At 66.5% G+C, this 19,656-nt stretch carries 24 protein-coding genes, 2 tRNA genes and 1 riboswitch; of the genes, 11 read left to right on the top strand and 15 right to left on the bottom strand.

Going from position 1 to position 19,656, the window contains the following annotated elements; all coding sequences use genetic code 11:
* The first annotated feature begins 151 nt into the window (after positions 1-151).
* Positions 152-1,456, top strand: a complete 1,305-nt coding sequence (locus QMZ25_RS01460; RefSeq protein ID WP_065174920.1) for a hemolysin family protein — start codon at positions 152-154, stop codon at positions 1,454-1,456.
* Positions 1,440-2,093 carry an exopolysaccharide biosynthesis protein gene (locus tag QMZ25_RS01455; RefSeq protein WP_283219014.1) on the top strand — a complete coding sequence of 218 codons (654 nt, stop codon included), beginning with the start codon at positions 1,440-1,442 and terminating at the stop codon, positions 2,091-2,093. Before QMZ25_RS01460 ends, QMZ25_RS01455 begins: the two co-directional genes overlap by 17 nt.
* Before the next feature lie 10 nt (positions 2,094-2,103).
* Here the strand turns inward: QMZ25_RS01455 and QMZ25_RS01450 are convergent, their stop codons facing one another.
* From QMZ25_RS01450 to QMZ25_RS01435, 4 genes are all read right to left on the bottom strand, one after another.
* Complete coding sequence (locus QMZ25_RS01450) at positions 2,104-2,601, bottom strand: pyridoxamine 5'-phosphate oxidase family protein (RefSeq protein WP_283219013.1); 498 nt, start codon at positions 2,599-2,601, stop codon at positions 2,104-2,106.
* Positions 2,602-2,669: 68 nt separating this feature from the next.
* The gene (locus QMZ25_RS01445; RefSeq protein ID WP_065181249.1) at positions 2,670-3,665 is read right to left on the bottom strand and encodes an LLM class flavin-dependent oxidoreductase; all 996 of its coding nucleotides are present in this window, start codon (positions 3,663-3,665) and stop codon (positions 2,670-2,672) included.
* Positions 3,666-3,813: 148 nt separating this feature from the next.
* The gene (locus tag QMZ25_RS01440; RefSeq protein ID WP_053519805.1) at positions 3,814-4,581 is read right to left on the bottom strand and encodes a sulfurtransferase; all 768 of its coding nucleotides are present in this window, start codon (positions 4,579-4,581) and stop codon (positions 3,814-3,816) included.
* A 68-nt stretch (positions 4,582-4,649) separates the two neighbouring features.
* Positions 4,650-5,015, bottom strand: a complete 366-nt coding sequence (locus tag QMZ25_RS01435) for a DUF6164 family protein (protein ID WP_053519804.1) — start codon at positions 5,013-5,015, stop codon at positions 4,650-4,652.
* Positions 5,016-5,084: 69 nt separating this feature from the next.
* Between QMZ25_RS01435 and QMZ25_RS01430 the strand changes: the two genes are divergently transcribed.
* Together QMZ25_RS01430 and QMZ25_RS01425 are read left to right on the top strand one after the other, a co-directional pair.
* Positions 5,085-5,519, top strand: coding sequence for an FKBP-type peptidyl-prolyl cis-trans isomerase (locus tag QMZ25_RS01430; RefSeq protein WP_053519803.1), 435 nt, complete (start codon positions 5,085-5,087; stop codon positions 5,517-5,519).
* Positions 5,506-6,753 carry a TIGR03862 family flavoprotein gene (locus QMZ25_RS01425; protein ID WP_283219012.1) on the top strand — a complete coding sequence of 416 codons (1,248 nt, stop codon included), beginning with the start codon at positions 5,506-5,508 and terminating at the stop codon, positions 6,751-6,753. Before QMZ25_RS01430 ends, QMZ25_RS01425 begins: the two co-directional genes overlap by 14 nt.
* Before the next feature lie 55 nt (positions 6,754-6,808).
* On the opposite strand, the gene QMZ25_RS01420 is transcribed toward QMZ25_RS01425, so the two are convergent.
* The 4 genes from QMZ25_RS01420 to QMZ25_RS01405 all read right to left on the bottom strand — a co-directional run bounded on the left by QMZ25_RS01420 (position 6,809) and on the right by QMZ25_RS01405 (position 10,827).
* Positions 6,809-7,270, bottom strand: coding sequence for a GNAT family N-acetyltransferase (locus QMZ25_RS01420; protein ID WP_283219011.1), 462 nt, complete (start codon positions 7,268-7,270; stop codon positions 6,809-6,811).
* A gap of 22 nt (positions 7,271-7,292) precedes the next feature.
* Positions 7,293-8,915, bottom strand: coding sequence for an FMN-binding glutamate synthase family protein (locus QMZ25_RS01415; RefSeq protein WP_053519800.1), 1,623 nt, complete (start codon positions 8,913-8,915; stop codon positions 7,293-7,295).
* Between the two features lie 55 nt (positions 8,916-8,970).
* Positions 8,971-10,257 carry a nucleotide sugar dehydrogenase gene (locus QMZ25_RS01410; RefSeq protein WP_283219024.1) on the bottom strand — a complete coding sequence of 429 codons (1,287 nt, stop codon included), beginning with the start codon at positions 10,255-10,257 and terminating at the stop codon, positions 8,971-8,973.
* A 135-nt stretch (positions 10,258-10,392) separates the two neighbouring features.
* On the bottom strand, positions 10,393-10,827 hold the full coding sequence (locus QMZ25_RS01405; protein WP_053519798.1) for a BLUF domain-containing protein: 435 nt from the start codon (positions 10,825-10,827) through the stop codon (positions 10,393-10,395).
* A 131-nt stretch (positions 10,828-10,958) separates the two neighbouring features.
* On the opposite strand from QMZ25_RS01405, the gene QMZ25_RS01400 reads away from it, so the two are divergent.
* Positions 10,959-11,045 (top strand) — tRNA-Leu (locus tag QMZ25_RS01400).
* Between the two features lie 50 nt (positions 11,046-11,095).
* Here QMZ25_RS01400 and hemN read toward each other — a convergent pair.
* Together hemN and QMZ25_RS01390 are read right to left on the bottom strand one after the other, a co-directional pair.
* Positions 11,096-12,505 carry an oxygen-independent coproporphyrinogen III oxidase gene (gene hemN, locus QMZ25_RS01395; protein WP_283219010.1) on the bottom strand — a complete coding sequence of 470 codons (1,410 nt, stop codon included), beginning with the start codon at positions 12,503-12,505 and terminating at the stop codon, positions 11,096-11,098.
* A 44-nt stretch (positions 12,506-12,549) separates the two neighbouring features.
* A complete protein-coding gene (locus tag QMZ25_RS01390; protein WP_065175929.1) occupies positions 12,550-12,990 on the bottom strand; it encodes a group III truncated hemoglobin in 441 nt (146 codons plus the stop codon).
* Between the two features lie 180 nt (positions 12,991-13,170).
* Here QMZ25_RS01390 and QMZ25_RS01385 point away from each other — a divergent pair, with 180 nt between their 5' ends.
* Both QMZ25_RS01385 and QMZ25_RS01380 read left to right on the top strand, forming a co-directional pair.
* The gene (locus tag QMZ25_RS01385; protein ID WP_053520310.1) at positions 13,171-13,458 is read left to right on the top strand and encodes a hypothetical protein; all 288 of its coding nucleotides are present in this window, start codon (positions 13,171-13,173) and stop codon (positions 13,456-13,458) included.
* On the top strand, positions 13,455-14,501 hold the full coding sequence (locus QMZ25_RS01380; RefSeq protein WP_263177901.1) for a 4Fe-4S dicluster domain-containing protein: 1,047 nt from the start codon (positions 13,455-13,457) through the stop codon (positions 14,499-14,501). The genes QMZ25_RS01385 and QMZ25_RS01380 overlap by 4 nt, the downstream gene beginning before the upstream one ends.
* Before the next feature lies 1 nt (position 14,502).
* On the opposite strand, the gene QMZ25_RS01375 is transcribed toward QMZ25_RS01380, so the two are convergent.
* The gene (locus QMZ25_RS01375) at positions 14,503-14,739 is read right to left on the bottom strand and encodes a hypothetical protein (protein ID WP_019337197.1); all 237 of its coding nucleotides are present in this window, start codon (positions 14,737-14,739) and stop codon (positions 14,503-14,505) included.
* 349 nt (positions 14,740-15,088) lie between these two features.
* Complete coding sequence (locus QMZ25_RS01370; RefSeq protein WP_053520301.1) at positions 15,089-15,298, bottom strand: hypothetical protein; 210 nt, start codon at positions 15,296-15,298, stop codon at positions 15,089-15,091.
* 111 nt (positions 15,299-15,409) lie between these two features.
* Between QMZ25_RS01370 and QMZ25_RS01365 the strand changes: the two genes are divergently transcribed.
* Both QMZ25_RS01365 and crcB read left to right on the top strand, forming a co-directional pair.
* The gene (locus QMZ25_RS01365; protein ID WP_053520302.1) at positions 15,410-15,811 is read left to right on the top strand and encodes a hypothetical protein; all 402 of its coding nucleotides are present in this window, start codon (positions 15,410-15,412) and stop codon (positions 15,809-15,811) included.
* Positions 15,812-15,833: 22 nt separating this feature from the next.
* Positions 15,834-15,897: riboswitch (Fluoride riboswitch) on the top strand.
* 81 nt (positions 15,898-15,978) lie between these two features.
* Positions 15,979-16,371 (top strand): fluoride efflux transporter CrcB, encoded by a 393-nt coding sequence (gene crcB / locus QMZ25_RS01360; RefSeq protein WP_053520303.1) that lies wholly within the window; start codon positions 15,979-15,981, stop codon positions 16,369-16,371.
* A gap of 4 nt (positions 16,372-16,375) precedes the next feature.
* On the opposite strand, the gene QMZ25_RS01355 is transcribed toward crcB, so the two are convergent.
* Positions 16,376-17,209 (bottom strand): AraC family transcriptional regulator, encoded by an 834-nt coding sequence (locus tag QMZ25_RS01355; RefSeq protein ID WP_283219009.1) that lies wholly within the window; start codon positions 17,207-17,209, stop codon positions 16,376-16,378.
* Between the two features lie 133 nt (positions 17,210-17,342).
* Here QMZ25_RS01355 and QMZ25_RS01350 point away from each other — a divergent pair, with 133 nt between their 5' ends.
* Both QMZ25_RS01350 and QMZ25_RS01345 read left to right on the top strand, forming a co-directional pair.
* Positions 17,343-17,837, top strand: a complete 495-nt coding sequence (locus QMZ25_RS01350; RefSeq protein ID WP_193395548.1) for a DUF6265 family protein — start codon at positions 17,343-17,345, stop codon at positions 17,835-17,837.
* Positions 17,838-17,910: 73 nt separating this feature from the next.
* A complete protein-coding gene (locus QMZ25_RS01345; protein WP_283219008.1) occupies positions 17,911-18,990 on the top strand; it encodes a hypothetical protein in 1,080 nt (359 codons plus the stop codon).
* On the opposite strand, the gene QMZ25_RS01340 is transcribed toward QMZ25_RS01345, so the two are convergent.
* Both QMZ25_RS01340 and QMZ25_RS01335 read right to left on the bottom strand, forming a co-directional pair.
* Complete coding sequence (locus QMZ25_RS01340) at positions 18,987-19,256, bottom strand: hypothetical protein (RefSeq protein WP_053520307.1); 270 nt, start codon at positions 19,254-19,256, stop codon at positions 18,987-18,989. The genes QMZ25_RS01345 and QMZ25_RS01340 overlap by 4 nt on opposite strands.
* A gap of 189 nt (positions 19,257-19,445) precedes the next feature.
* Positions 19,446-19,519 (bottom strand) — tRNA-Cys (locus QMZ25_RS01335).
* Positions 19,520-19,656 lie beyond the last annotated feature (137 nt).

Here is a 19,656-nt window from a genome sequence, read left to right as displayed (position 1 = left end):
TTTGCTAAGATGCCAGCGCGCCCTCGGGCGCACCTTATGGACGACGACCCTTATCCCCCAGCGCCGCGCCGGACTCTGCTCCTGAGCGCCTGCCGCCATCGCAAGCACCCGCCCTCCCTGCCACCAACCGGGGACGACGCCCGTGTTTGAAATGATCCTGATTGTCTTCGCGCTGGTTCTGTTGAACGGCTTCTTCGCCATGTCCGAGATGTCGGTCATGACCTCGCGCAAGAGCCGTCTCAAGCAGATGGCCGGCAGCTCCAAGCGCGCCGCCAAGGCCCTGGAGCTGTCCGAAAAGCCCGAGAGCTTCCTGTCCACGGTCCAGATCGGCATCACCGTCATCGGCGTGCTGACCGGCTACCTGGGCGGCGACGCCATCGGCGACGCCATTGCCGGCTGGCTGCAGGGCCTGATGCCCGGCTTCACCTACGCCTCCCAGGTCGGCACCACGCTGGCCGTGACCCTCATCACCTTCGTGACCCTGATCTTTGGTGAGCTGGTGCCCAAGCGGCTGGCCCTGACCCGCTCCGAGGCCATTGCCAGCCTGGTGGCCATGCCGATGAGCTGGCTGGCCAAACTGGCCCTGCCCTTCGTCTGGCTGCTGTCCAGGACGACCCAGCTGGTGCTGAAGGCACTTGGCCTGGGCAAGGACGAAGCCGCCTCGGTGACCGAAGAGGAGATCCGCATGCTGGTGGCCGAAAGCCACGAGGCAGGTGTGATCGATACCCATGAGCGCGACATGATGAACCGCGTGATGCGGCTGGGCGATCGCACCGCCGACAGCCTGATGACGCCGCGCAACCGGATCGCCTGGCTGGACACGCAGGCCGGCCTGGACCGCAACCTGGAAATCATGGCCGAGCATGAGTTCTCGCGCTATCCGGTCTATCGCGACAACGACATGGATGTGGTTGGTGTGCTTGAACTGAAATCGCTGGCGACCCGCATGGCACGCGGCGACAACGCGCTGTTCCAGACCCTGCGCGAGCCGTTGTACGTTTCCGAGTCCACCCATGCGATGAAGCTGCTGGAGATCTTCCGGGAAGAACAGCAGTCGATGGCGCTGGTCGTCGACGAATACGGCGAGATCCAGGGACTGGTCACCATCAGCGACCTGATGGGCGCAGTGGTCGGCCGCCTGCAGGCGGTGGAGAATGCCGACGAGGACGCACTGGTGGTGACCCGTGAGGACGGCTCGCTGCTGGTGGACGGCTCGCTGCCGGTGGACGACCTCCGCGAGCTGATCGGCAGCAACGAGCTTCCCGACGCCGAAGAGGGCGACTACTACACCCTGGCCGGCATGTGCATCCACTACTTCGGCCGCATCCCGCACGCGGGCGAGTACTTCGACTGGGCCGGCTGGCGCTTCGAGATCGTCGACCTGGACGGTGCACGTGTGGACAAGCTGCTGCTGCGCACGCTGTCGGACGAGCAGGCCGATGAGCTCACCGCCTGAGTCCGGCCCGCGCGACGCAGCACCTGCCTATCGCAACGAAGGCATCCGCACGCTGCTGGAGATGTTCGCCTGGGGTGACCCGGCCCAGCACATGAAGCTGGGCCAGATCCTGCAGGATCTGCAGCAGAGCGCCTTCGGCGTTTTCCTGTTCGTGGCGATCCTGCCGTCGTTCATCCCCATTCCGGGGCTGGGCGGTGCGGTCAGTGGCCCCCTGGTGATCCTGATCGGCCTGCAGATGCTGTGCTGCATGCGGCGCCCCTGGCTGCCAGGCTTCATTGCCCGCCGCGGGCCGAAGCGCGGCACCATGCACCGCTTCCTTGACCGCATCGACCGCCCGCTGCGGCGCATGGACCGCATGCTCAAGCCACGCCTGCCGCAGCTGCTCAAGCCGCTGCCGGCTCACGCGTTCACCGGCGCACTGCTGGTCCTGCTGGGCATCCTGCTGTCGCTGCCGATCCCGTTCACCAACTATCTGTTCGGCTTCCAGCTGCTGCTGTTCTCCCTGGCCCTGCTCGAGCGCGACGGCGCGCTGATGCTGGTCAACTGGATCGGAGCATTGGCGGCAATCGCGTTCTTTGGTTTCAGTTCCGGCCAACTGGTGAGCTACACCGTCGAACTGTTCCAGCGCTGGTTCTGAACCGGGCCCATCAACGCAGGTCGACGAAACCGTTGTCGGCAAGCTGGCCTGGCTCATCCTGTACCGCAGACAGCACGAACGTCAGCGCCCTGCCCAGCAGCGTGCCCGGCCCATCCCAGTACTCGGCCGATTCGGCCTGCACGTGGATGAGCCGAAGGTTCGGATCGTCCTTGCCGCCGGGGAAGAACAGCTTCATCGCTGGCGACCACAGCGCTTCCACCTTGGCCCGATCGTCGACGATGCGCGCATTGCCCGCCACGGACGCATAGGTGTTCTTCGACGTCGAAGCGTAGGCCACGTTGACCCGCGGATTGAGCGCGATTTCCGCCACTTTCGGGCTGTCGGCTGCAGTAGCGAACCAGAGGTCACCATCGAAGGCGACCTGCTGGGTGCCGAGCGGACGGCTGTACAGGCGACCATCCACACCGACCGTGGTGAACATCGCCACCTCCACGTCCTTGATCAGTTCGGCCAGCTGGGCGATGTGTTCTGCGCGGGAATCCGACATGGGGAGCTCCAGGGGTAGGGAGCCCCCATCAGATGCGGAAGGTCTGCAATGCGCCGTGATGCAATCGTTCAGCCCGCGTGGCGATCGTGCCACGCCCGCATGGTCAGCTCGAACGAGCGCAGCCGCGCGCGATGGTCATACAGATTGGCGGTGAGCATCAGTTCGTCAGGTCGATGGCGTTGGACGAACGCGGCGATACCCTCGGCCACCTGCTGCGGATCACCCAGCACCGTGCACGCCAATGCCCGCTCGACCCCCAGTTTCTCGTGCGGCTCCCAGAACGATTCGATGTCGTCGATCGGTGCCGGGATCTTGCCGGGACGCCCCCGGCGCAGATTGACGAAGCTCTGCTGCTGGCTGGTGAACAGGCGGCGCGATTCGGCTTCGCTGTCGCTGGCCACCACGTTCAATGCCAGCATCGCGTGCGGTTGCTTCAACGTGGCCGAAGGACGGAATTCGCGGCGGTAGACTGCCAGCGCCTCATCCATCGCGTCCGGGGCGAAGTGCGAGGCGAAGGCGTACGGCAGCCCCATCGATGCCGCCATGCGCGCACCGAACAGGCTGGAACCCAGGATCCACGTCGGCACCCGCAGGCCGCCGCCAGGCACGGCCTGCACCGCCTGACCGGGCTGGACCGGCTCGAAGTAATGCAGCAGCTCACGCACATCCTGCGGGAACTGGTCAGCGCTGTCGAAATAGCGCCGCAGCGCGCGGGCGGTCGGCTGGTCGGTGCCGGGCGCCCGCCCCAGCCCCAGATCGATGCGGTCCGGATAGAGCGAGGCCAGCGTGCCGAACTGCTCGGCCACCTGCAGCGGCGCATGGTTGGGCAGCATGATGCCGCCTGCACCGACACGGATGCGCTGCGTGCCACCGGCAACGTGCCCGATCAGCACGGCGGTGGCCGCGCTGGCGATACCGGGCATGTTGTGGTGTTCGGCCAGCCAGTAGCGGCGGTAGCCCAGCGCATCGGCATGCTGGGCCAGTTCCAGCATGTTGGAGAAGGCGGCGGTGGTATCGCTGCCCTCGCAGACCGGGGCCAGGTCGAGGATCGACAACGGGATCATCAGGCGGTTTCCGTCAAAAGATCCCCTCTGCATGGGGTCGGCCCGGCACGGCGGCCAGTGCCGGTGGCGGGACGCTGATTCCTGCCGGGCGGGTCAGCTCCCCAGGTGGACCGGACAGCCGTGCACGACCGGCGCCCGGGACAGCCGCTCAGAAGGCGCTGGGGCGTGGTTCCGGCAGCGGCTCATCCACCAGCGGCCTGAGCTCCGCATCCAGCGCCACCCGTTCGTCGAACACGAAACAGCGCCCGTCGTAGCCCTCGCCCCCCACCTCCTCGAAGTAGCCGAGAATGCCGCCGTCGAGCTGCAGCACGTTGTCCATGCCGTCATTGAGCATCCACAGTGCGGCCTTCTCGCAGCGGATGCCACCCGTGCAGAAGCTGACCACGGTGCTGTCCTTCAATGCGTCGCGGTGCGGCGCCAGGGCCTCCGGCAGATCGGTGAACTTGTGGATCGGCAGCACCAGCGCGTCCTTGAACGTGCCGTACTCCACCTCCTGCAGATTGCGGGTATCGAGCATCACCACCGGCTTTCCCGCATCGTCGTGGCCCTGCCGCAGCCAACGTTGCACGGTGGCCGGATCGACCGCCGGCGCGCGTGGATAGGCCAGCGGCTGGCCGTCATCGCGGCGGAAACTGATGATCTCCGGCTTCACTCTGGCCTTGAGCCGCGCGAAGGGCTGATGCTCGCTGAAGCTGGTCTTGACCCGCATTCCGGCCAGACGCGGATCCTCACGCAGTGCCGCGTAGAAGCCCTCGATGGCGGCCGGGGCGCCCGCCAGGAACAGATTCAGGCCCTCGCCCGCCACCAGGATCGTGCCGCGCAGCCCAGCCGCTTCGGCACGCGCCAGCAGCTGGTCGCACAGAACCTCGGGGGCGTCGATGGCGGTGAAATGATAGGCGGCGGTATTGGCGATCATCCGCGCATTTTAGCGCCTGGCCGCCATCGGGTCAGGCCCCGGGGTCAATGATCGGCGGCTGGAGCGCCCTACCCCCGCAGCAGCATGAACGGCAGCAGCACCAGGGCAGCAGCGCCCAGCATCGCCAGCAGTACCAGCACGACATACAGCGGCCGGCGCCGCAGCAGGCTGCCGAAGGTCTCGGCCGTGCCATCACGCAGGGCCTGCTCACGCTCGGCCCGGATGCGTGGCGCGCGCTCGGCCTGGTACTCGGCCATCAATGCCTTGGCGCGCGCATGATCACCGTCCTCGCGCAGCCACAGCCCGCCATTGGAAATGCCCCAGGGGCTGGGCTCGGTGCGGTACCAGGCGATGCCGTGGCGATCCAGGAGGGTGCAGACGTCGGCGTATTCGTCATCGCCGACATTGCGCAGATTGAGCAGGAGTTTGGCCATGGCGCCATGATACCCGGCGCCGATGCGCTACCCTTGCCGCCCTCGCCCTGCGCCCGACGGAGATGCCCGATGCGCCGACTGCTGCTTCCCCTGTTGCTGTCCCTTGCTGCTGCCGGCTGCTCGATGGAGCCGTCCGGCCCACCACCGGGAGGCACGCTGACCACCTTCGAGCGCATCGACACCCAGCCCGGTACCGGGGCCGAAGCGGTGGCGGGACGGAAGGTCACCGTGCACTACACCGGCTGGATCTACGACAACCGCACCGAGAGCAAGCATGGCAAGACATTCGACAGCTCGGTCGGACGCGGCCAGCCGTTCACCTTCGTGCTCGGTGCCGGCCAGGTCATCCGCGGCTGGGATGAAGGCGTGGCCGGCATGAAGGTCGGCGGCAAGCGCACCCTGATGATCCCCCCGGACCTGGGCTACGGCAGCCGTCGCGCCGGCCCGATCCCGCCGGGCTCCTCGCTGGTGTTCGATGTCGAGCTGCTCGATGTCCAACCCTGATCGACATGCGCCGCGCCGCGTGGCTGTCGTCGGTGGCGGCCCGGCAGGGCTGTTCGCTGCCGAGCGCCTGCGCGCCGCCGGCCTGGAGGTGGACCTCTATGAAGCCAAGGGTTCCCCCGGTCGCAAGTTCCTGATCGCCGGCAAGGGCGGGCTCAACCTGACCCACTCCGATGCGCGCCCGCTGTTCGACAGCCGCTACCGCGAGCAGGCCGGTGAAGTCGGCCGCTGGCTGGACGGGTTCGACGCGCAGGCACTGCGCGACTGGGCCGCCGATCTTGGCGTGGAGACCTATGTCGGCAGTTCCGGCCGCGTGTTCCCGGTCGATCGCAAGGCTGCGCCCCTGCTGCGCGGCTGGGTGCGCCGCTTGAAGGAGCAGGGCGTACGCCTGCACGTGAATCACCGCTGGTGCGGATGGGCCAGCGACGGCGCGCTGCGCTTCAACACCGAAGACGGCCACCTCGACGTGCACGCTGATGCCACCGTGCTGGCGCTGGGCGGCGGCAGTTGGCCGCACCTCGGCAGCGACGGTGCCTGGGTGGCACCGCTGCAGGCACGCGGCGTGGACATCGCACCGTTGCAGGCCGCCAACTGCGGATTCGACGTTGACTGGACGCCCCTGTTCGCCCAGCGCAATGCCGGTGCCCCCTTGAAGCCAGTGGTGGCGCACTGGATCGACCTGACAGGCCAACCACGGTCACTGCAGGGCGAATGCGTCGCCAGCGACTATGGCATCGAAGGCAGCCTGATCTACGCGCTGTCGGCCGACCTGCGCGAAACCATCAACCGCAAGGGTTGTGCGCCATTGTGGCTGGACCTGGCACCGGGCCGCGATGAGGCACGCCTGCTGGCCGATCTGTCGCGCCCACGCAAGGGCCGCAGCTTCGGTGAGCACCTGCGCCGCCAGGCCGGGGTGGACGCAGTGAAAGCGGCACTTGTGTTCGAGCACCTCGGCAAAGACGCGGGCAACGATCTTGCTGCGGTCGCAGCGACGCTCAAGCGCCTGCCGCTGAAACTGCTGCGCCCGCGGCCGATGGCCGAGGTGATCAGCACAGCCGGAGGGGTAAGACTCGACGCGATCGATGCAGGGCTGATGCTGCGTGCCCTGCCCGGCGTGTTCTGCGCCGGCGAAATGCTGGACTGGGAGGCGCCGACCGGCGGCTACCTGCTGACGGCCTGCTATGCCAGTGGCCTGCGCGCCGCCGAAGGCGTGATCCAGTGGTTGGCCACACGCTGAATCGCCTGCGGTAGCAGCGGGCGTGGGCCGGTGCTGCGCTACCGGAAGCAGCGCCTCACCACGGCCTTCGCATGCGTACCGAGGCGAGTGGTACCCCGCTGGGATGGGGATAGATTTCCTCGCGTTCGCGGATGAAACCCTGCCGCTGATAGAAGGACACGGCATTGAGCGAGGCCGACAGCACCACGTCGCGCCCGGGATCTGCCAGCGCCAGCAGACGCTGCATCAGCGCCTGGCCGATACCCTGTCCGCCACGATCCGGATCGACGAACAGCGCATCCACCTCATTGCCATCGATATCGAGCACGCCAAAGCCGAGCAGCTCGCCCTGCCCGCCTTCGGCCACCACACAGCCGCCCTGCGACAACAGCCGCGGATACTGCGCCGGCGGCGGCGACGCCGCCCAGGGTGCGATCACCTCCGGCGGATAGTGACTGCTGCAGGTCTCGCGCACGCACCGCGTGCGCAGGGCCCACAGCGGCGAGACATCGTCAATCGTACCGGTCCTGAACTGCATGCAACCTCCGTGTGGAACCCCATCACCGCGACTTGCTGGCTCTCAGCGCCTGGATCCGCGCCGGCGGCTGGAATGAATCACTGCGTGCATCTGCCCAGAACGCATGGAATACCGCGTGATCCGGCACCCGTCGCAGCAGTTCTCCCGGCTCCAGATAGCGATACAGCGTCGCCAGCGAGCGGATCTCCACCGGCGACACGCGGCGCAGGATGTGCTCCGGCCCCAGTTCGGCCGGATCGTTCAGGCCTGCGGCGCACAACAGCTCCTTCAGGGCATGCAGCGTGTGCTCGTGGTAGCTGTGCACGCGCGTGGCCTTGTCAGGCGCGTCGAGGTGCTTCCAACGCGCCGGGTCCTGGGTGGCGATGCCGGTCGGGCACTTGTCGGTGTGGCAGCTCAACGACTGGATGCACCCCAGTGCGAACATGAAGCCACGACCGGCATTGCACCAGTCCGCGCCGAGCGCGATGGTCCGGGCAATGTCGAATGCGCTGGTTATCTTGCCGGCCGCACCGATGCGGATGCGCTCGCGCAGGTCCAGCCCGACCAGGGTGTTGTGGACCAGCAGCAGTGCCTCGTGCATCGGCACGCCGACATGATCGACAAACTCGGCCGGTGCCGCGCCCGTGCCGCCCTCGGCGCCATCGACAACGATGAAGTCTGGCAACAGGCCGGTCTCCTGCATCGCCTTGGCGATACCGAACCACTCCCAGGGATGGCCGATGGCCAGCTTGAAGCCGACCGGTTTGCCACCGGACAGTTCACGCAGGCGGGCGACGAACTGCAGCAGTTCGACCGGCGTGGAAAACGCCGAGTGCCGCGACGGAGATACACAGTCCACCCCCATCGGCACGCCCCGGGTCACGGAGATCTCGGCCGTCACCTTCGGCGCGGGCAATACGCCGCCATGACCGGGCTTGGCCCCCTGGGACAGCTTGATCTCGATCATCTTCACCTGGTCATGGGTGGCGTTGGCGACGAACCGCTCTTCGCTGAAACCGCCCTTCTCGTCGCGGCAACCGAAGTAGCCCGAACCGATTTCCCAGACCAGATCGCCGCCCATCTCACGGTGGTAGGGCGAGATCGAGCCTTCGCCCGTATCGTGATAGAAGCCGCCACGGCGTGCGCCTTCGTTGAGCGCGCGGATCGCGTTGGCCGACAGCGAGCCGAAGCTCATCGCCGAGATGTTGAACACACTGGCCGAATAGGGCTTGGCGCAGCCTGCGCCGATCAGCACACGGAAATCGTGCCGGGCGATGGTGGTCGGTGCCAGCGAATGGTTGATCCATTCGTAGTCCACCGCATATGCACTACGCAGCGTGCCGAACGGCACCGTATCCATCTCGTTCTTGGCACGCTGGTAGATCAGTGCACGCTGCTGGCGCGAGAAGGGCACGTCTTCCAGATCACTCTGCACGAAATACTGGCGGATCTCCGGGCCGATCGATTCCAGCCCGTATCTGAAGTGCGCCATCACCGGATAGTTGCGGCGCAGGGTGCTGCGCTTCTGCAGCAGATCCCAGGTCCCCAGCGCCACCATCGCGGCGGTCAGACCGACGCCCCAGTACCAGGCAGGCCATATCGTGGCCAGCCACAGGCAGACGGGGAACATCAGGATGGCGAGCAGGTAGACGATATACCGGTGCATGGCGTTCCTTGGTTGCAACTGCAGCCGAGTCTACCGCGCCCGCCATCATCAACGCCTACAGGCGATCGTCGACCACGCTGCGCGGCCAGGCCGATTTCACGTCATACACCAGGCCGCCGGGCGCCAGCAGGCCGCGGATGCGGGCTTCATCCATCGCCTTGAAACTGGCATGCGCCACTGCCAATACGACCGCGTCGTAACAGCCGGCCTTCGGCTCGGCCAGCCACCGCACACCGGCATCGGCCAAGGCCGCCGGGCCCACCCATGGATCGCTGACATCGACCTGGGCGCCTGCGTCTGCCAGGCGCTGCGCCAGCTCCAGCGCACGACTGTTGCGCAGATCGGGGCAGTCTTCCTTGAAGGTCACGCCCAGCACCAGCACGCGCGCCTGGGCCGCGGTCCGCCCGCGCTCGGCCAACATGGCCAGGACGCGCATGGCCACGTGCTCGCCGACACGGTTGTTGACCTGCCGCGCGGTGTGGATGAGGTCCGGGTGGTAACCCACACTTTCCGACTTGTGCAGCAGGTAGTAGGGATCCACGCCGATGCAGTGGCCACCGACCAGACCGGGACGGAACGGCAGGAAATTCCACTTGCTGCCCGCGGCGTCCAGCACGTCCTGGGTATCGATGCCGAGACGGTCGAAAATCAGCGCCAGCTCGTTGACCAGGGCGATGTTGACGTCGCGCTGGATGTTCTCGACCACCTTGGCCGCTTCGGCAACGCGCATCGATGGCGCCGGGAAGGTGCCTGCGTCGATGATGCGGCGGTACAGCCCATCGACCACCGACGCCACCTCCGGTGTCGAACCCGACGTGATCTTGCGGATGTCCGCCAGACGGCGCTGGCGGTCCCCCGGGCTGACCCGCTCCGGACTGTAGCCGCAATAGAAATCTTCGTTGAATCGCAGGCCCGAACCCTGCTCCAGCAAGGGCACGCAGACTTCCTCGGTCGTGCCGGGATAGACCGTGGACTCGTAGATCACCAGATCGCCGGCGCGCAGATGGCTGGCGATCAACCGCGTCGCCGAGCGCAGGGGTTCCAGATCGGGCTGCTCGTAGGCATCGATGGGCGTCGGCACGGTGACGATATACACGTTGCACTCGTCCAGCCGCGCAGGGTCGCTGCTGTACTCCAGCTGGCGTGCAGCGGCGAGTTCCCCGGCCTCCACCTCCAGCGTGTGGTCCTGGCCCACGCGCAGATCGGCGATGCGTTCGGGGTCGATGTCGAAGCCGAGCGTCGGCTGTTCCCGGCCGAATGCCACGGCCAGTGGCAGGCCCACGTAACCCAGACCGATCACCGCGAACCGGGGCGCTTCCGCCGCCGACACCGGCACGCTCATCAATGCACCCGCCATGCCGGCAGCGGCGGATCGCCCACTGCCGCCGCTTCGGCCATCACGCTCATTCGCTGCCCACTCCGGGAAGTCTTCGCAAGAGGGCTACAGCGTAACGGTGTCAGGACCTTGTCGCCAAGGTCAGGAGCCCAGTGCGACCGCGGCAGGCTCCAGCTCGCCATCGGCCCCGGTCCAGGCCTGCAGCAGGTGCTCGAACCCCACGCTGCCCAGCGTCAACCCCGGCCACGCCTCACCGACGATCTGTGCCAGCAGCTCCGCCTCGATGCGTCGCGTCCCCATGTTCCAGCGGGGGAACGCCCGCTGCGGCACGGGCGCCCGGCACAGCACCTTCAACTGGGTATGGCTGCGGGCATTGAGGATGCGCGGGAACACCGAATCGATACCATCCTGCGGACCTTCGAGATACTGCAGGAAGCGCGCACCGTCGAACATCAGCACCCCGGTGACGCCAGCCACGCGATTGAACGCCGTGGCATCGGCCAGCAGGCGGTCAAGATCGGATGTCCGCAGATCGGCGCGGGCATCGCTGACGTAGGCGATCGCGTAGAGCGACATCAGGTGGCTCCCCCCCTGGGAACGATGGTCGGGACTATGGCATGAATGGGCGCTACAGTTAAGCGCGCCGTGCGATGCCCGGCCGCCGGTGCTGGAGCCCCCGCTGGGCTACAATCGGCGCCGCACTGCAGGCCCGGATGGCGAAACTGGTAGACGCATCGGACTTAAAATCCGCCGACCGCAAGGTCATGCCGGTTCGATTCCGGCTCCGGGCACCAGGGCTTTCGGGCTGTTTGCGACACGCAGTGGCGTGAACCTCCCAACCACTTCAGATCGCGCGCGAATAGCGCGGCTGCTCGTGCGCTGCACGCAGATGGGGATCGAAGCACATCGCCAGCAGGCGCAGAAGCGGCCGGCCGCGTTCGCTGGCACGGACCACGCCATCGCGATACTCGACCAGGCCATCGTCCTGCAGCCGTCGAACGGCGCACAGGTCCTCGGCGAAGTAGTCGTCGAACACGATGCCGTGGCGATCGCCGAGCGCGCGTCCATCGACCTCTCCCTGGCACATCAGCTGCTGGATCAGGTCTGCGCGCAGCTGATCGTCGGCGCTGAGCGCCACGCCACGCCAGACCGGCAGCTGGCCCTGATCGACCGCACTCTCCCAGGACGGCAGGTCGCGTGGGTTCTGGCTGTAGGTCGCACCGATATGACTGATCGCGCTGACGCCGAGGCCCAGCAGGTCGGTATCGGCATGGGTGGTGTAGCCCATGAAGTTGCGATGCAGCTGGCCAGCGCGCTGGGCGCGCGAAAGATCCTCTTCCGGCAGCGCGAAATGATCCATGCCGATGTACTGGTAGCCCGCTGCGGACAGCTGCTGCACGGCAAGTCCCAGCAGCGCAAGCTTGTCCTCCGGCGAGGGCAGCGCGCGCTCGTCTATCTGCCGCTGCGCGCGGAACAGATGCGGAAGGTGCGCGTAGCCATACACCGCCAGTCGGTCCGGCCGCAGCGCCAGCACCTGCTCGAGGGTGCGGCCGAATCCTTCCTGGCTTTGTCCCGGCAGCCCGTAGATGAGATCCACGTTGACCGAGCGCATGCCGCTGTCACGACAGGCATGCAGGATGTCCAGGGTCTGCTGCACACCCTGCACACGGTTGATCGACGCCTGGACCGAGGGATCGAAGTCCTGCACGCCCAGGCTGGCGCGATTGAAGCCCAGCCGTGCCAGCATCGCCACGTCACGCGTTTCGATGAAGCGTGGATCAAGCTCGATCGAGAAATCGCGCTCGGACGAGCAGCTGAAGTCAAAACGCCGGCGAAGGCCGTCGATCAGCGTGGTCATTGCCTCGGCATCCAGGAAATTCGGCGTTCCGCCCCCCAGGTGCAGCTGGATCACCTCACGGCCCTTCTGGAACTGCGGCGCCAGCAGATCGGCCTCGGCCAGGACCCGTGAGACATAGCTGTGGCCACGGCTTCGATCACGGGTGATCACACGGTTGCAGCCGCAGTAGAAGCACGGGCTGGCGCAGAACGGGACATGCACGTACAGCGACAGCGCGCGTGCCAGCACGTCGCTGTCCGCGATCGCCTGGCGCAGTGCGGGCGCGCCGAAACCATCGTGGAAGTGCGGAGCGGTCGGATACGAGGTGTAGCGCGGTCCGGGCCGGTCATGCCGGCGCAGCAGATCGGGGTCGAAGGTCCAGGCCAGGCCGCCGGCAGCGGGAGAGAACGTGTCCATGCCGCCAGCATCGCGCCGGACAGTCAGTGCCGCCTTGACCCAGATCAATCCCGCGCAGGAACGCCCAGCACCGGCAGCGCCACCTGCGGCCAGCGCAGCATCTGGTACCGGCGCCAGAACGTTTCCGCAATGCGCGCGGCCACATCATCGGCCAACGCCTGCATCGGTGGATTGCCGCATTCGGCGGTGGTGCGCCGGAACAGCGCGAGCCAGCGGTCGAACAGGTCCTTGTCCAGGGCGATGGCCATGTGCTTGGACATGGGCGATCCCTTGAAGCGACGCGTTCCCCTGAGCATTGCGGACCAGAAATCCACCAGTTGCGCCAGATGCCCGGGCCAATCGTGCACATGCGCGTCGAACACGGGGCCCAGACGCTCCTCCTCACGCACGCGTGCATAGAAGTCGTGGACCAGACGGGTCACGTCCTCTTCGGTACACAGCGCGGGCGAGGCGACAGGAGGGACGAGTGATGGCGTAGCGTTCATCAGAGGCACCAGGCGATTGCCGGCAGGGTGCGCCAACCGGCCGGCACCGCCGTTGATCCAGATCAATGTCGGCGCGCGTGGGCGCGCCTAGGCTGACATGCCTGCAGGAAACATGCCCTGCGGATGCTGCGCCAGCCATGGCGGAGTATACGCGCCGCCCCCTTCCCGACCCGCGACCGCATGAATACACCCACTTCGTCCCCGCGTCAGCGCCTGATCCAGCATTGGGGCGCCATCCTCTGGCCCAGTTTCATCGCCGCCGGGCTGGCCAGCGTGGTGTTCTTCGCTTTCGTCGACCCGTTGCGCCTTCAGGCCATCAGTTTTCCGGGCACGGCGATCAGTCGCGAACTCGGCTACACGGTCGGCTTCTTCATGTTCTGGGCGGTGACGGCGCTGTCCAGCGCGATCACCGGATATCTGCTGCGGCCGATGCCGGCAGACGCAGATGATGAGCTGCCTCTGGGATGAACGCACTACGGCCCCCTTCCCCACCGTGGCGATGGCGTGGCGCACTGCGGCTCGGTGTGCTGGTTGGCTTCCTTGGGCTGCCCTGGTTGCGCTGGGACGGCCGCCAGGCGCTGCTGCTGGACCTGGACGCACGTCGCTTCGACCTGTTCGGCTGGACCCTGTGGCCCGACGACGTTGGCCTGCTGCTGGGCCTGCTGCTGGCGCTGGCGATGGCACTGGCGCTGTTGACCCACCTCGCCGGCCGCATCTGGTGTGGCCATGCCTGCCCGCAGACGGTGTGGAGCTACGCCTTCAGCCTGATCGACAGCTTTCTTGCCCAACGCCTGCCACGCGCCCTGGCGCGTCCTGCCACGCAGGCCGCATGGTTACTGCTGTCGCTATGGACCGGCATCACCTTCGTGGGATTGTTCAGCCCGATCACCGGCCTCGTCACCGCCAGTGTCCAGGGCGGCTGGAGTGGCTGGGAAACCTTCTGGGTGCTGTTCTACGCGGCAGCCACATGGGGCAACGCCGGCTTCCTGCGGGAGCAGGTCTGCCGTTCGCTGTGCCCCTTCGCGCGCGCGCAGCCATTGCTGGTCGACCCCCAGACCCCCCGGATGCTGTATGACGCGCGCCGCGGCGAACCCCGCGGGCCCCGGCCCGCTGGCCTTGGCGGCGTGATCGGCCGCGGTCGCGGCCTGCTCGATCCGACCTCCGCGCAGGACTACGTGTTCCGCGCCGCGCACCCATGGCTGGCCGGTCCCATGCCCACCTTCAGCGCCGACCGCCTCGGCGACTGCACCGATTGCGCGGCCTGTCTCCACGCCTGCCCGATGCAGCTCGACATCCGCCAGGGCCCGCAGGCCGACTGCCTGGCCTGCGGCGCCTGCCTGGATGCCTGCGAGCAGCAACAGTCCCGGGCCGGTTTCGGTCCGGGACTGATCCGCTACTGCAGCCCGCAGACGATGGCAGGGCAGCCGCGGCGCGGGTGGCGACCGCGGACCGTGGTTCTGGCATCGTTGCTGCTGGTGCTGCTGAGCGCTGGCGCCTGGCACCTGCTCTGAATCAGCGCGACCCGTTGGCGTGCGGAGGCACCAGCTGGGCACGCCGTACGATTCCGAGCTGCTCGATGATCAGCGCCATTTCATTGGTCACTTCCGTGCGCTCGGTCCCCTGCGGGACAAGCCGGTCCAGCACCTGCTGGTACGTGTCCCAGAAGGCAGGGCCGCATCCGTGTTTGTGATAGCTGGCTTCCAGTTCGCGGCGTACCCGTTCAGCCAAGCCATGCATGCCGTATTCCATACGACCTCCGTTGGACTTGTCCTGCATCGTTGACGGTCTACCGACTCACTTGCGTGCTGAAAGACTCCCGGGCTTCACGACCGGTTGACCTCAATTAGTCACAGATTTCACGACAGGTCAATTACATGCGGCGACTTTTTCGATTGAAATTATTAATCGTTCACATAACGGTCTGTGATCGGCACAGGCAAAAGAAGGGGCCGATCCCGACGCCGTGGTGCCTCCGTCGCCAGGGCAGCTTCGTGGCGCGATCAATCGCAACGCGGGTTTCGATCAATTTTCCCTATATTGATAAGCATGCTTAACACATACCGCAAAGCATGCTAAATACGACATTTACAGACGCAACCTAGCTTGATTCGTCTTCAGAGGCCTCAGCCCAAGGGAACAGGTCGGGATGGCGCTGGTGGAGGATGAACTGTCGCAATGGAGGAATGGGCGCTTCCTGGGGCCATTGCGACACAGCGGATCGCGTTATGCCAAAGAACTGCGCCAGCTCGGCGTCGGTCTGGAATCCCAGGCGCGTGCGCACCTGCCGTTTGCTCCAGAAATCGGTCATGGTCGGTCCTGTCGTTAACCAGACTTATTCTTGCGGCAAGGATTCTTTCGCTTCCACGCGTTAAGCTGGCTTGCATAGATGAATACTCTCGGCCAACGACTCGCCATTGCCATGAAGAAAGCCGGGCACCCACGCCCGGCCGATCTGGCCCGCGCCGCCGCTTCAACGACGGCGACCATCAGCAACTGGCTCAACGACCACGTCAGCCCCTCACATGTGAAGGCCGAACAGCTGTTCCGGATCGCCGACGCAGCCAAGCTGGATGCACGCGAACTGCTGTACGGCATCCATGGGCGGGGCGTCGGCGAACGCACCAGCTATTACATGCCCAGCGAAGCACACCTGGATGTCTGGCAGGATGCCTATGAACTGGTGAGCGTGCTGGTCGCCGAGAAGGGCCTGGAGATCGACCACCGGCGCCACGCGGCACTGGATCTGCTGGCATTCGAACTGTTGATGGATGGCGTCAGCCGCAGCAGGGTGGCGCGCGTGGTGATGACCTCCCTGCCCTGACCGGGTCGGCGCTGGTAGCATGGGGACCGATGGGGATGGGGCTCCCCCGATAACCGCCAGGCATGGCTGATGGCTCCTGCTGTGACGAACCGGGCGTTCGTCGATGGCAGGCCGTGCCCGCCATCGCGTTCGCCTCCGCATCTGCGAACACGTACTCGAGGCCCGCCATGCAAGCACTGAACAATTACGTCCTGGTCTTCCTGGGAGGCGGCGCCGGCGCCTGCCTGCGTCATGCCTGCAACCTGATCGGCACGCGGTTCGCCGTCGGCAGTCCATGGCCCTGGTCCACCTTCCTGGTCAACATCAGCGGCGCCCTGCTGATGGGGGCGGTCGTCGAGGCCTTCGCCCTGCGCAACGGCGCATCGCCGCAGCTGCGGCTGCTGCTGACCACGGGCATCCTGGGCGGCTACACCACCTTCTCCACCTATTCGCTGGAGATCGGCCTGCTGCTGCAACGGGGGCAGCACGGACTGGCCGCGCTGTATGCAGGGGGATCGATCGCACTGGGACTGGCCGGCCTGTTCGTGGGCATGAAGCTGGCCCGCCTCGCGCTGGGCTGAACGCTCAGGCCGCGGAGGTCCGCACCTGCCCCCGCCACTGCCGGGGCGATTGCCCGGTGTGCGCCTTGAACGCACGCGAAAGCGCCGCTTCACTGCCGTAGCCCACCTCGTCGGCAATCCGCTTCAGCGGTCGGCCCTGGCGCAGGGCCTGCTGCGCCAGGCCTACGCGCCAGCCCTGCAGGTACTGGCCGGGGGTGGTGCCCATCGCCTCACGGAAGCTCGCCGCGAATACGCTGCGCGACATTCCTGCGACGTCGGCAAGGTCTTCCAGCGTCCATGCCTGCGACGGCGCCTCGTGCATCGCGACCAATGCCAGACGCAGGCGCGGATGACCGAGGCCAGCAAACAGACCGCCGCGCATCTCACCGCCTTCCATCAGCTGCCGCAGCACCTGGATCATCACCACCTCGAACAGACGATTGACCATTGCCGCACGGCCACAACGCTGCTCGAACGCCTCCTCGAACAGCAATTCCAGCACCGCATCGCTGCCGTGCAGGTCCGCCAGTGGCAGGCAGATGAAATCAGGCAATGCGGCACTGATCGGATTGAGCCGGCCGCCTTCGAAATGCAGGTTGGCGCAGGCCATGTCGGCGCCGAGGTGCGGGTCGGTCTGGAAACGGTGGGGCATCGGCCTCGGGTACAGCAGCAGGCTGGGCACCTCGACCTGCACGGTCTGTTGTGCATGGCTGACCTGCACCGGTCCACGCCGTACCAGATGCAGCTGGCCGGCTTCGTCCTCCCCTTCCAGGCTGTTGATGCCGCACAGTGCACCGGCGTGGAAGACCGACGCAGTGACCGCGAAACGCTCAAGCAGGACGGCGAGGCGATCCACCATGTCGGACTCCAGGGCAAGCAGAAGGGGGAGGAACCCGCAGATCGTATCGAATTCGACGTCATTGCGTGCGGCGCTGGCCGCCGGCGCTGCGCGGCGCTATACAGGGGCCACCGTCCCGCGCATGGAGCCCACGATGTCGAACCGGATCGCCCGCGCCGTTTTGCCTCTGCTGCTTTTCGCCGCCCATGCGCACGCCGCTGCAACCGCAGACATTGAACAGCTCGGCTGGCTCTCCGGCTGCTGGCAGCTGGACGGGCAGCCACCTGGAGCCGGTGAGCAGTGGTCCACCGTGGCCGGCGGAACGATGTTCGGCAGCAGCCGCAGCCTGCGCGACGGGCGCACCGTGGGTTTCGAGTTCATGCAGCTGCGCCAGCACGACGATGGGCGGCTGGTGTTCACCGCGCTGCCCTCCGGTCGCAACGCTACTGATTTCAGTGCCGTCCGGGTGGAGGCCGACGAGGTCGTCTTCGAGAATCCGGCCAATGATTTCCCGCAACGGATCACCTATCGCCGCGTCACTGGGCAGCGCCTGCACGCACGTATCGAGATCGCACAGGACGATCCGGCACAGGCCATGGATTTTCCGATGCACCGCGTCGCCTGCGGCGGGCCGGTGATGGCCCCCTGACCTGACGCATTGCAGCGGGCACGGCACCGCGGCCGGTTCTATGCTCGGCGTATCACCTGCCCGGATGAACACGATGCGCGCCCTTCTCCGACTGGCCCTGGCACTGGCCCTGGCGTTGCCTTCCGTTCCGCTGCTGGCGGCGCCGCCCGCCCCGCCACGCATGCTCAGTGGCGAGCTGCAGGGTGCGCCGTGGCGCCTGGACATCCCTGCGGACTGGAACGGCGATCTGGTGATGCTGGCGCACGGTTACGAGCCGGTGGGCACGCCACGCGAATCGCCGATGGCCGCCAACGAGGCAACCGCACCTCTGCTGGCGGCCGGCTACGCGGTCGCACAGAGCGCCTACGCGAGCCAGGGGTGGGCGGTGGCCGATGCCATCAACGATGTGGAACGCCTGCGTGAGCACACGCTGGCCGGTTTGAAGGGCGTGCGCAATACCTGGCTGCTCGGTTTTTCGATGGGCGGTGCGGTGACCGTGGCCAGTCTCGAACGGCATCCGGCCCACTACGCCGGTGGTGTTTCGCTATGCGGCGCCAACCTGTCAGGCGAGCAGCTGGCAGGCGACCTGCTCACCACCGTGGTCGCGTTCGACTACTTCTTCCCGCATGCCGAAGGACTGCCTGCTGCAGGCCTGGCATCCAGCGAAGCCGCTTCGGTACAACAGGGCGAGCTGTACCAAGGCATCGTCAACGCCCTGCAACGCGCGCCGCACTCCGCTGCACTGCTGGCCGCACAACTGCAGGTCGCATCCGATGCGCTGCCCGGAACGATCAGCCTGCACGCGCTGGTCCTGCACGAACTGGCCACGCGCAGTGGAGGCATGCCAGTCGGCAACATCGGCGTCGTCTATCGTGGATTCGGCGATGACGTCGCGTTCAATGCAGGGGTGCAGCGCATCGCTGCCGTTCCCGCAGCACACGCGCGTGTGCGCGAAACACTCGGATTGACCGGGGCGCTGAAGCGGCCGCTGGTGATCCAGTTCAACAACGACGATCCCACCATCGCACCGCGCATGCAGGAGCGCTACCCGCAACTGGCCGCGCACGCGGGTGCGACGCCGTTGCCGCGCGTACTGCCCGCAGCAGGCACGGGCCACTGTGGCTTCTCCGGAGAACAGGTGGTCGCGGCCCTGAAGGCCGCCGCGATGCGCTAGCCGCCCAGCGTGCCCATGGTGAAGGTGTAGCCGCTGCTCATCAGGAACTCACGCATGCGCATCTCGGCACGACGCGGCGATGCCAGGTTGGCAGGCCCGTACAGCGCGTAGACCACACCTGCCCCCTCGATGGCCTCGCGCCGGACCCCGCAGTGGCGGGTTTCCGAAGCGGTGCTCCAGCCATCGCGCAGGCGCTCCGGTCCGATCGATTGTCCGTTCATCAGCCGGAATGTCAGCCAGCGTACTTCCGTTGTGGGTTTGCTCATTGCCGATCCACCGCCTGTCCGCCACGCGCCATAGTCTCCCTGCCTGCCATTGCCGCGCCCGAAGGCCTCTGCACTGACCATACCCCCTTCCCATGTCGTAGGCGGCTGAGACTGGGACGTCAGGCACGTTTGGCAGCGCAGGATGACGGCGCAAAAAAAAAGCCCTGACCGAAGTCAGGGCTTTTCAATTGGAGGCCTCAAGCGGAATCGAACCGCTGTAAACGGATTTGCAATCCGGTGCATAGCCACTCTGCCATGAGGCCAACGTACTGCGCGCCAGGAATGGAGCCCCTGACATGACAAAACCCCGCGATGGGGCCTGTCGGAACATGGAGCGGGAAACGAGACTCGAACTCGCGACCTCAACCTTGGCAAGGTTGCGCTCTACCAACTGAGCTAT

It is taken from the genome of Stenotrophomonas sp. RS-48 (genome assembly GCF_030053245.1).
Taxonomy (GTDB): Bacteria; Pseudomonadota; Gammaproteobacteria; order Xanthomonadales; family Xanthomonadaceae; genus Stenotrophomonas; species Stenotrophomonas maltophilia_P.
Note: the sequence above shows the minus strand (reverse complement) of the source record. Positions and strands in the feature narration are given on the sequence as shown.

What these genes read in the sequence shown, in the direction of transcription:
- QMZ25_RS01460 (WP_065174920.1), top strand. Translation starts at nt 152, where the DNA reads ATGATCCTGATTGTCTTCGCGCTGGTTCTGTTGAACGGCTTCTTCGCC.
- QMZ25_RS01455 (WP_283219014.1), top strand. Translation starts at nt 1,440, where the DNA reads ATGAGCTCACCGCCTGAGTCCGGCCCGCGCGACGCAGCACCTGCCTAT.
- QMZ25_RS01450 (WP_283219013.1), bottom strand. Translation starts at nt 2,601, where the DNA reads ATGTCGGATTCCCGCGCAGAACACATCGCCCAGCTGGCCGAACTGATC.
- QMZ25_RS01445 (WP_065181249.1), bottom strand. Translation starts at nt 3,665, where the DNA reads ATGATCCCGTTGTCGATCCTCGACCTGGCCCCGGTCTGCGAGGGCAGC.
- QMZ25_RS01440 (WP_053519805.1), bottom strand. Translation starts at nt 4,581, where the DNA reads ATGATCGCCAATACCGCCGCCTATCATTTCACCGCCATCGACGCCCCC.
- QMZ25_RS01435 (WP_053519804.1), bottom strand. Translation starts at nt 5,015, where the DNA reads ATGGCCAAACTCCTGCTCAATCTGCGCAATGTCGGCGATGACGAATAC.
- QMZ25_RS01430 (WP_053519803.1), top strand. Translation starts at nt 5,085, where the DNA reads ATGCGCCGACTGCTGCTTCCCCTGTTGCTGTCCCTTGCTGCTGCCGGC.
- QMZ25_RS01425 (WP_283219012.1), top strand. Translation starts at nt 5,506, where the DNA reads ATGTCCAACCCTGATCGACATGCGCCGCGCCGCGTGGCTGTCGTCGGT.
- QMZ25_RS01420 (WP_283219011.1), bottom strand. Translation starts at nt 7,270, where the DNA reads ATGCAGTTCAGGACCGGTACGATTGACGATGTCTCGCCGCTGTGGGCC.
- QMZ25_RS01415 (WP_053519800.1), bottom strand. Translation starts at nt 8,915, where the DNA reads ATGCACCGGTATATCGTCTACCTGCTCGCCATCCTGATGTTCCCCGTC.
- QMZ25_RS01410 (WP_283219024.1), bottom strand. Translation starts at nt 10,257, where the DNA reads ATGAGCGTGCCGGTGTCGGCGGCGGAAGCGCCCCGGTTCGCGGTGATC.
- QMZ25_RS01405 (WP_053519798.1), bottom strand. Translation starts at nt 10,827, where the DNA reads ATGTCGCTCTACGCGATCGCCTACGTCAGCGATGCCCGCGCCGATCTG.
- hemN (WP_283219010.1), bottom strand. Translation starts at nt 12,505, where the DNA reads ATGGACACGTTCTCTCCCGCTGCCGGCGGCCTGGCCTGGACCTTCGAC.
- QMZ25_RS01390 (WP_065175929.1), bottom strand. Translation starts at nt 12,990, where the DNA reads ATGAACGCTACGCCATCACTCGTCCCTCCTGTCGCCTCGCCCGCGCTG.
- QMZ25_RS01385 (WP_053520310.1), top strand. Translation starts at nt 13,171, where the DNA reads ATGAATACACCCACTTCGTCCCCGCGTCAGCGCCTGATCCAGCATTGG.
- QMZ25_RS01380 (WP_263177901.1), top strand. Translation starts at nt 13,455, where the DNA reads ATGAACGCACTACGGCCCCCTTCCCCACCGTGGCGATGGCGTGGCGCA.
- QMZ25_RS01375 (WP_019337197.1), bottom strand. Translation starts at nt 14,739, where the DNA reads ATGGAATACGGCATGCATGGCTTGGCTGAACGGGTACGCCGCGAACTG.
- QMZ25_RS01370 (WP_053520301.1), bottom strand. Translation starts at nt 15,298, where the DNA reads ATGACCGATTTCTGGAGCAAACGGCAGGTGCGCACGCGCCTGGGATTC.
- QMZ25_RS01365 (WP_053520302.1), top strand. Translation starts at nt 15,410, where the DNA reads ATGAAGAAAGCCGGGCACCCACGCCCGGCCGATCTGGCCCGCGCCGCC.
- crcB (WP_053520303.1), top strand. Translation starts at nt 15,979, where the DNA reads ATGCAAGCACTGAACAATTACGTCCTGGTCTTCCTGGGAGGCGGCGCC.
- QMZ25_RS01355 (WP_283219009.1), bottom strand. Translation starts at nt 17,209, where the DNA reads ATGGTGGATCGCCTCGCCGTCCTGCTTGAGCGTTTCGCGGTCACTGCG.
- QMZ25_RS01350 (WP_193395548.1), top strand. Translation starts at nt 17,343, where the DNA reads ATGTCGAACCGGATCGCCCGCGCCGTTTTGCCTCTGCTGCTTTTCGCC.
- QMZ25_RS01345 (WP_283219008.1), top strand. Translation starts at nt 17,911, where the DNA reads ATGCGCGCCCTTCTCCGACTGGCCCTGGCACTGGCCCTGGCGTTGCCT.
- QMZ25_RS01340 (WP_053520307.1), bottom strand. Translation starts at nt 19,256, where the DNA reads ATGAGCAAACCCACAACGGAAGTACGCTGGCTGACATTCCGGCTGATG.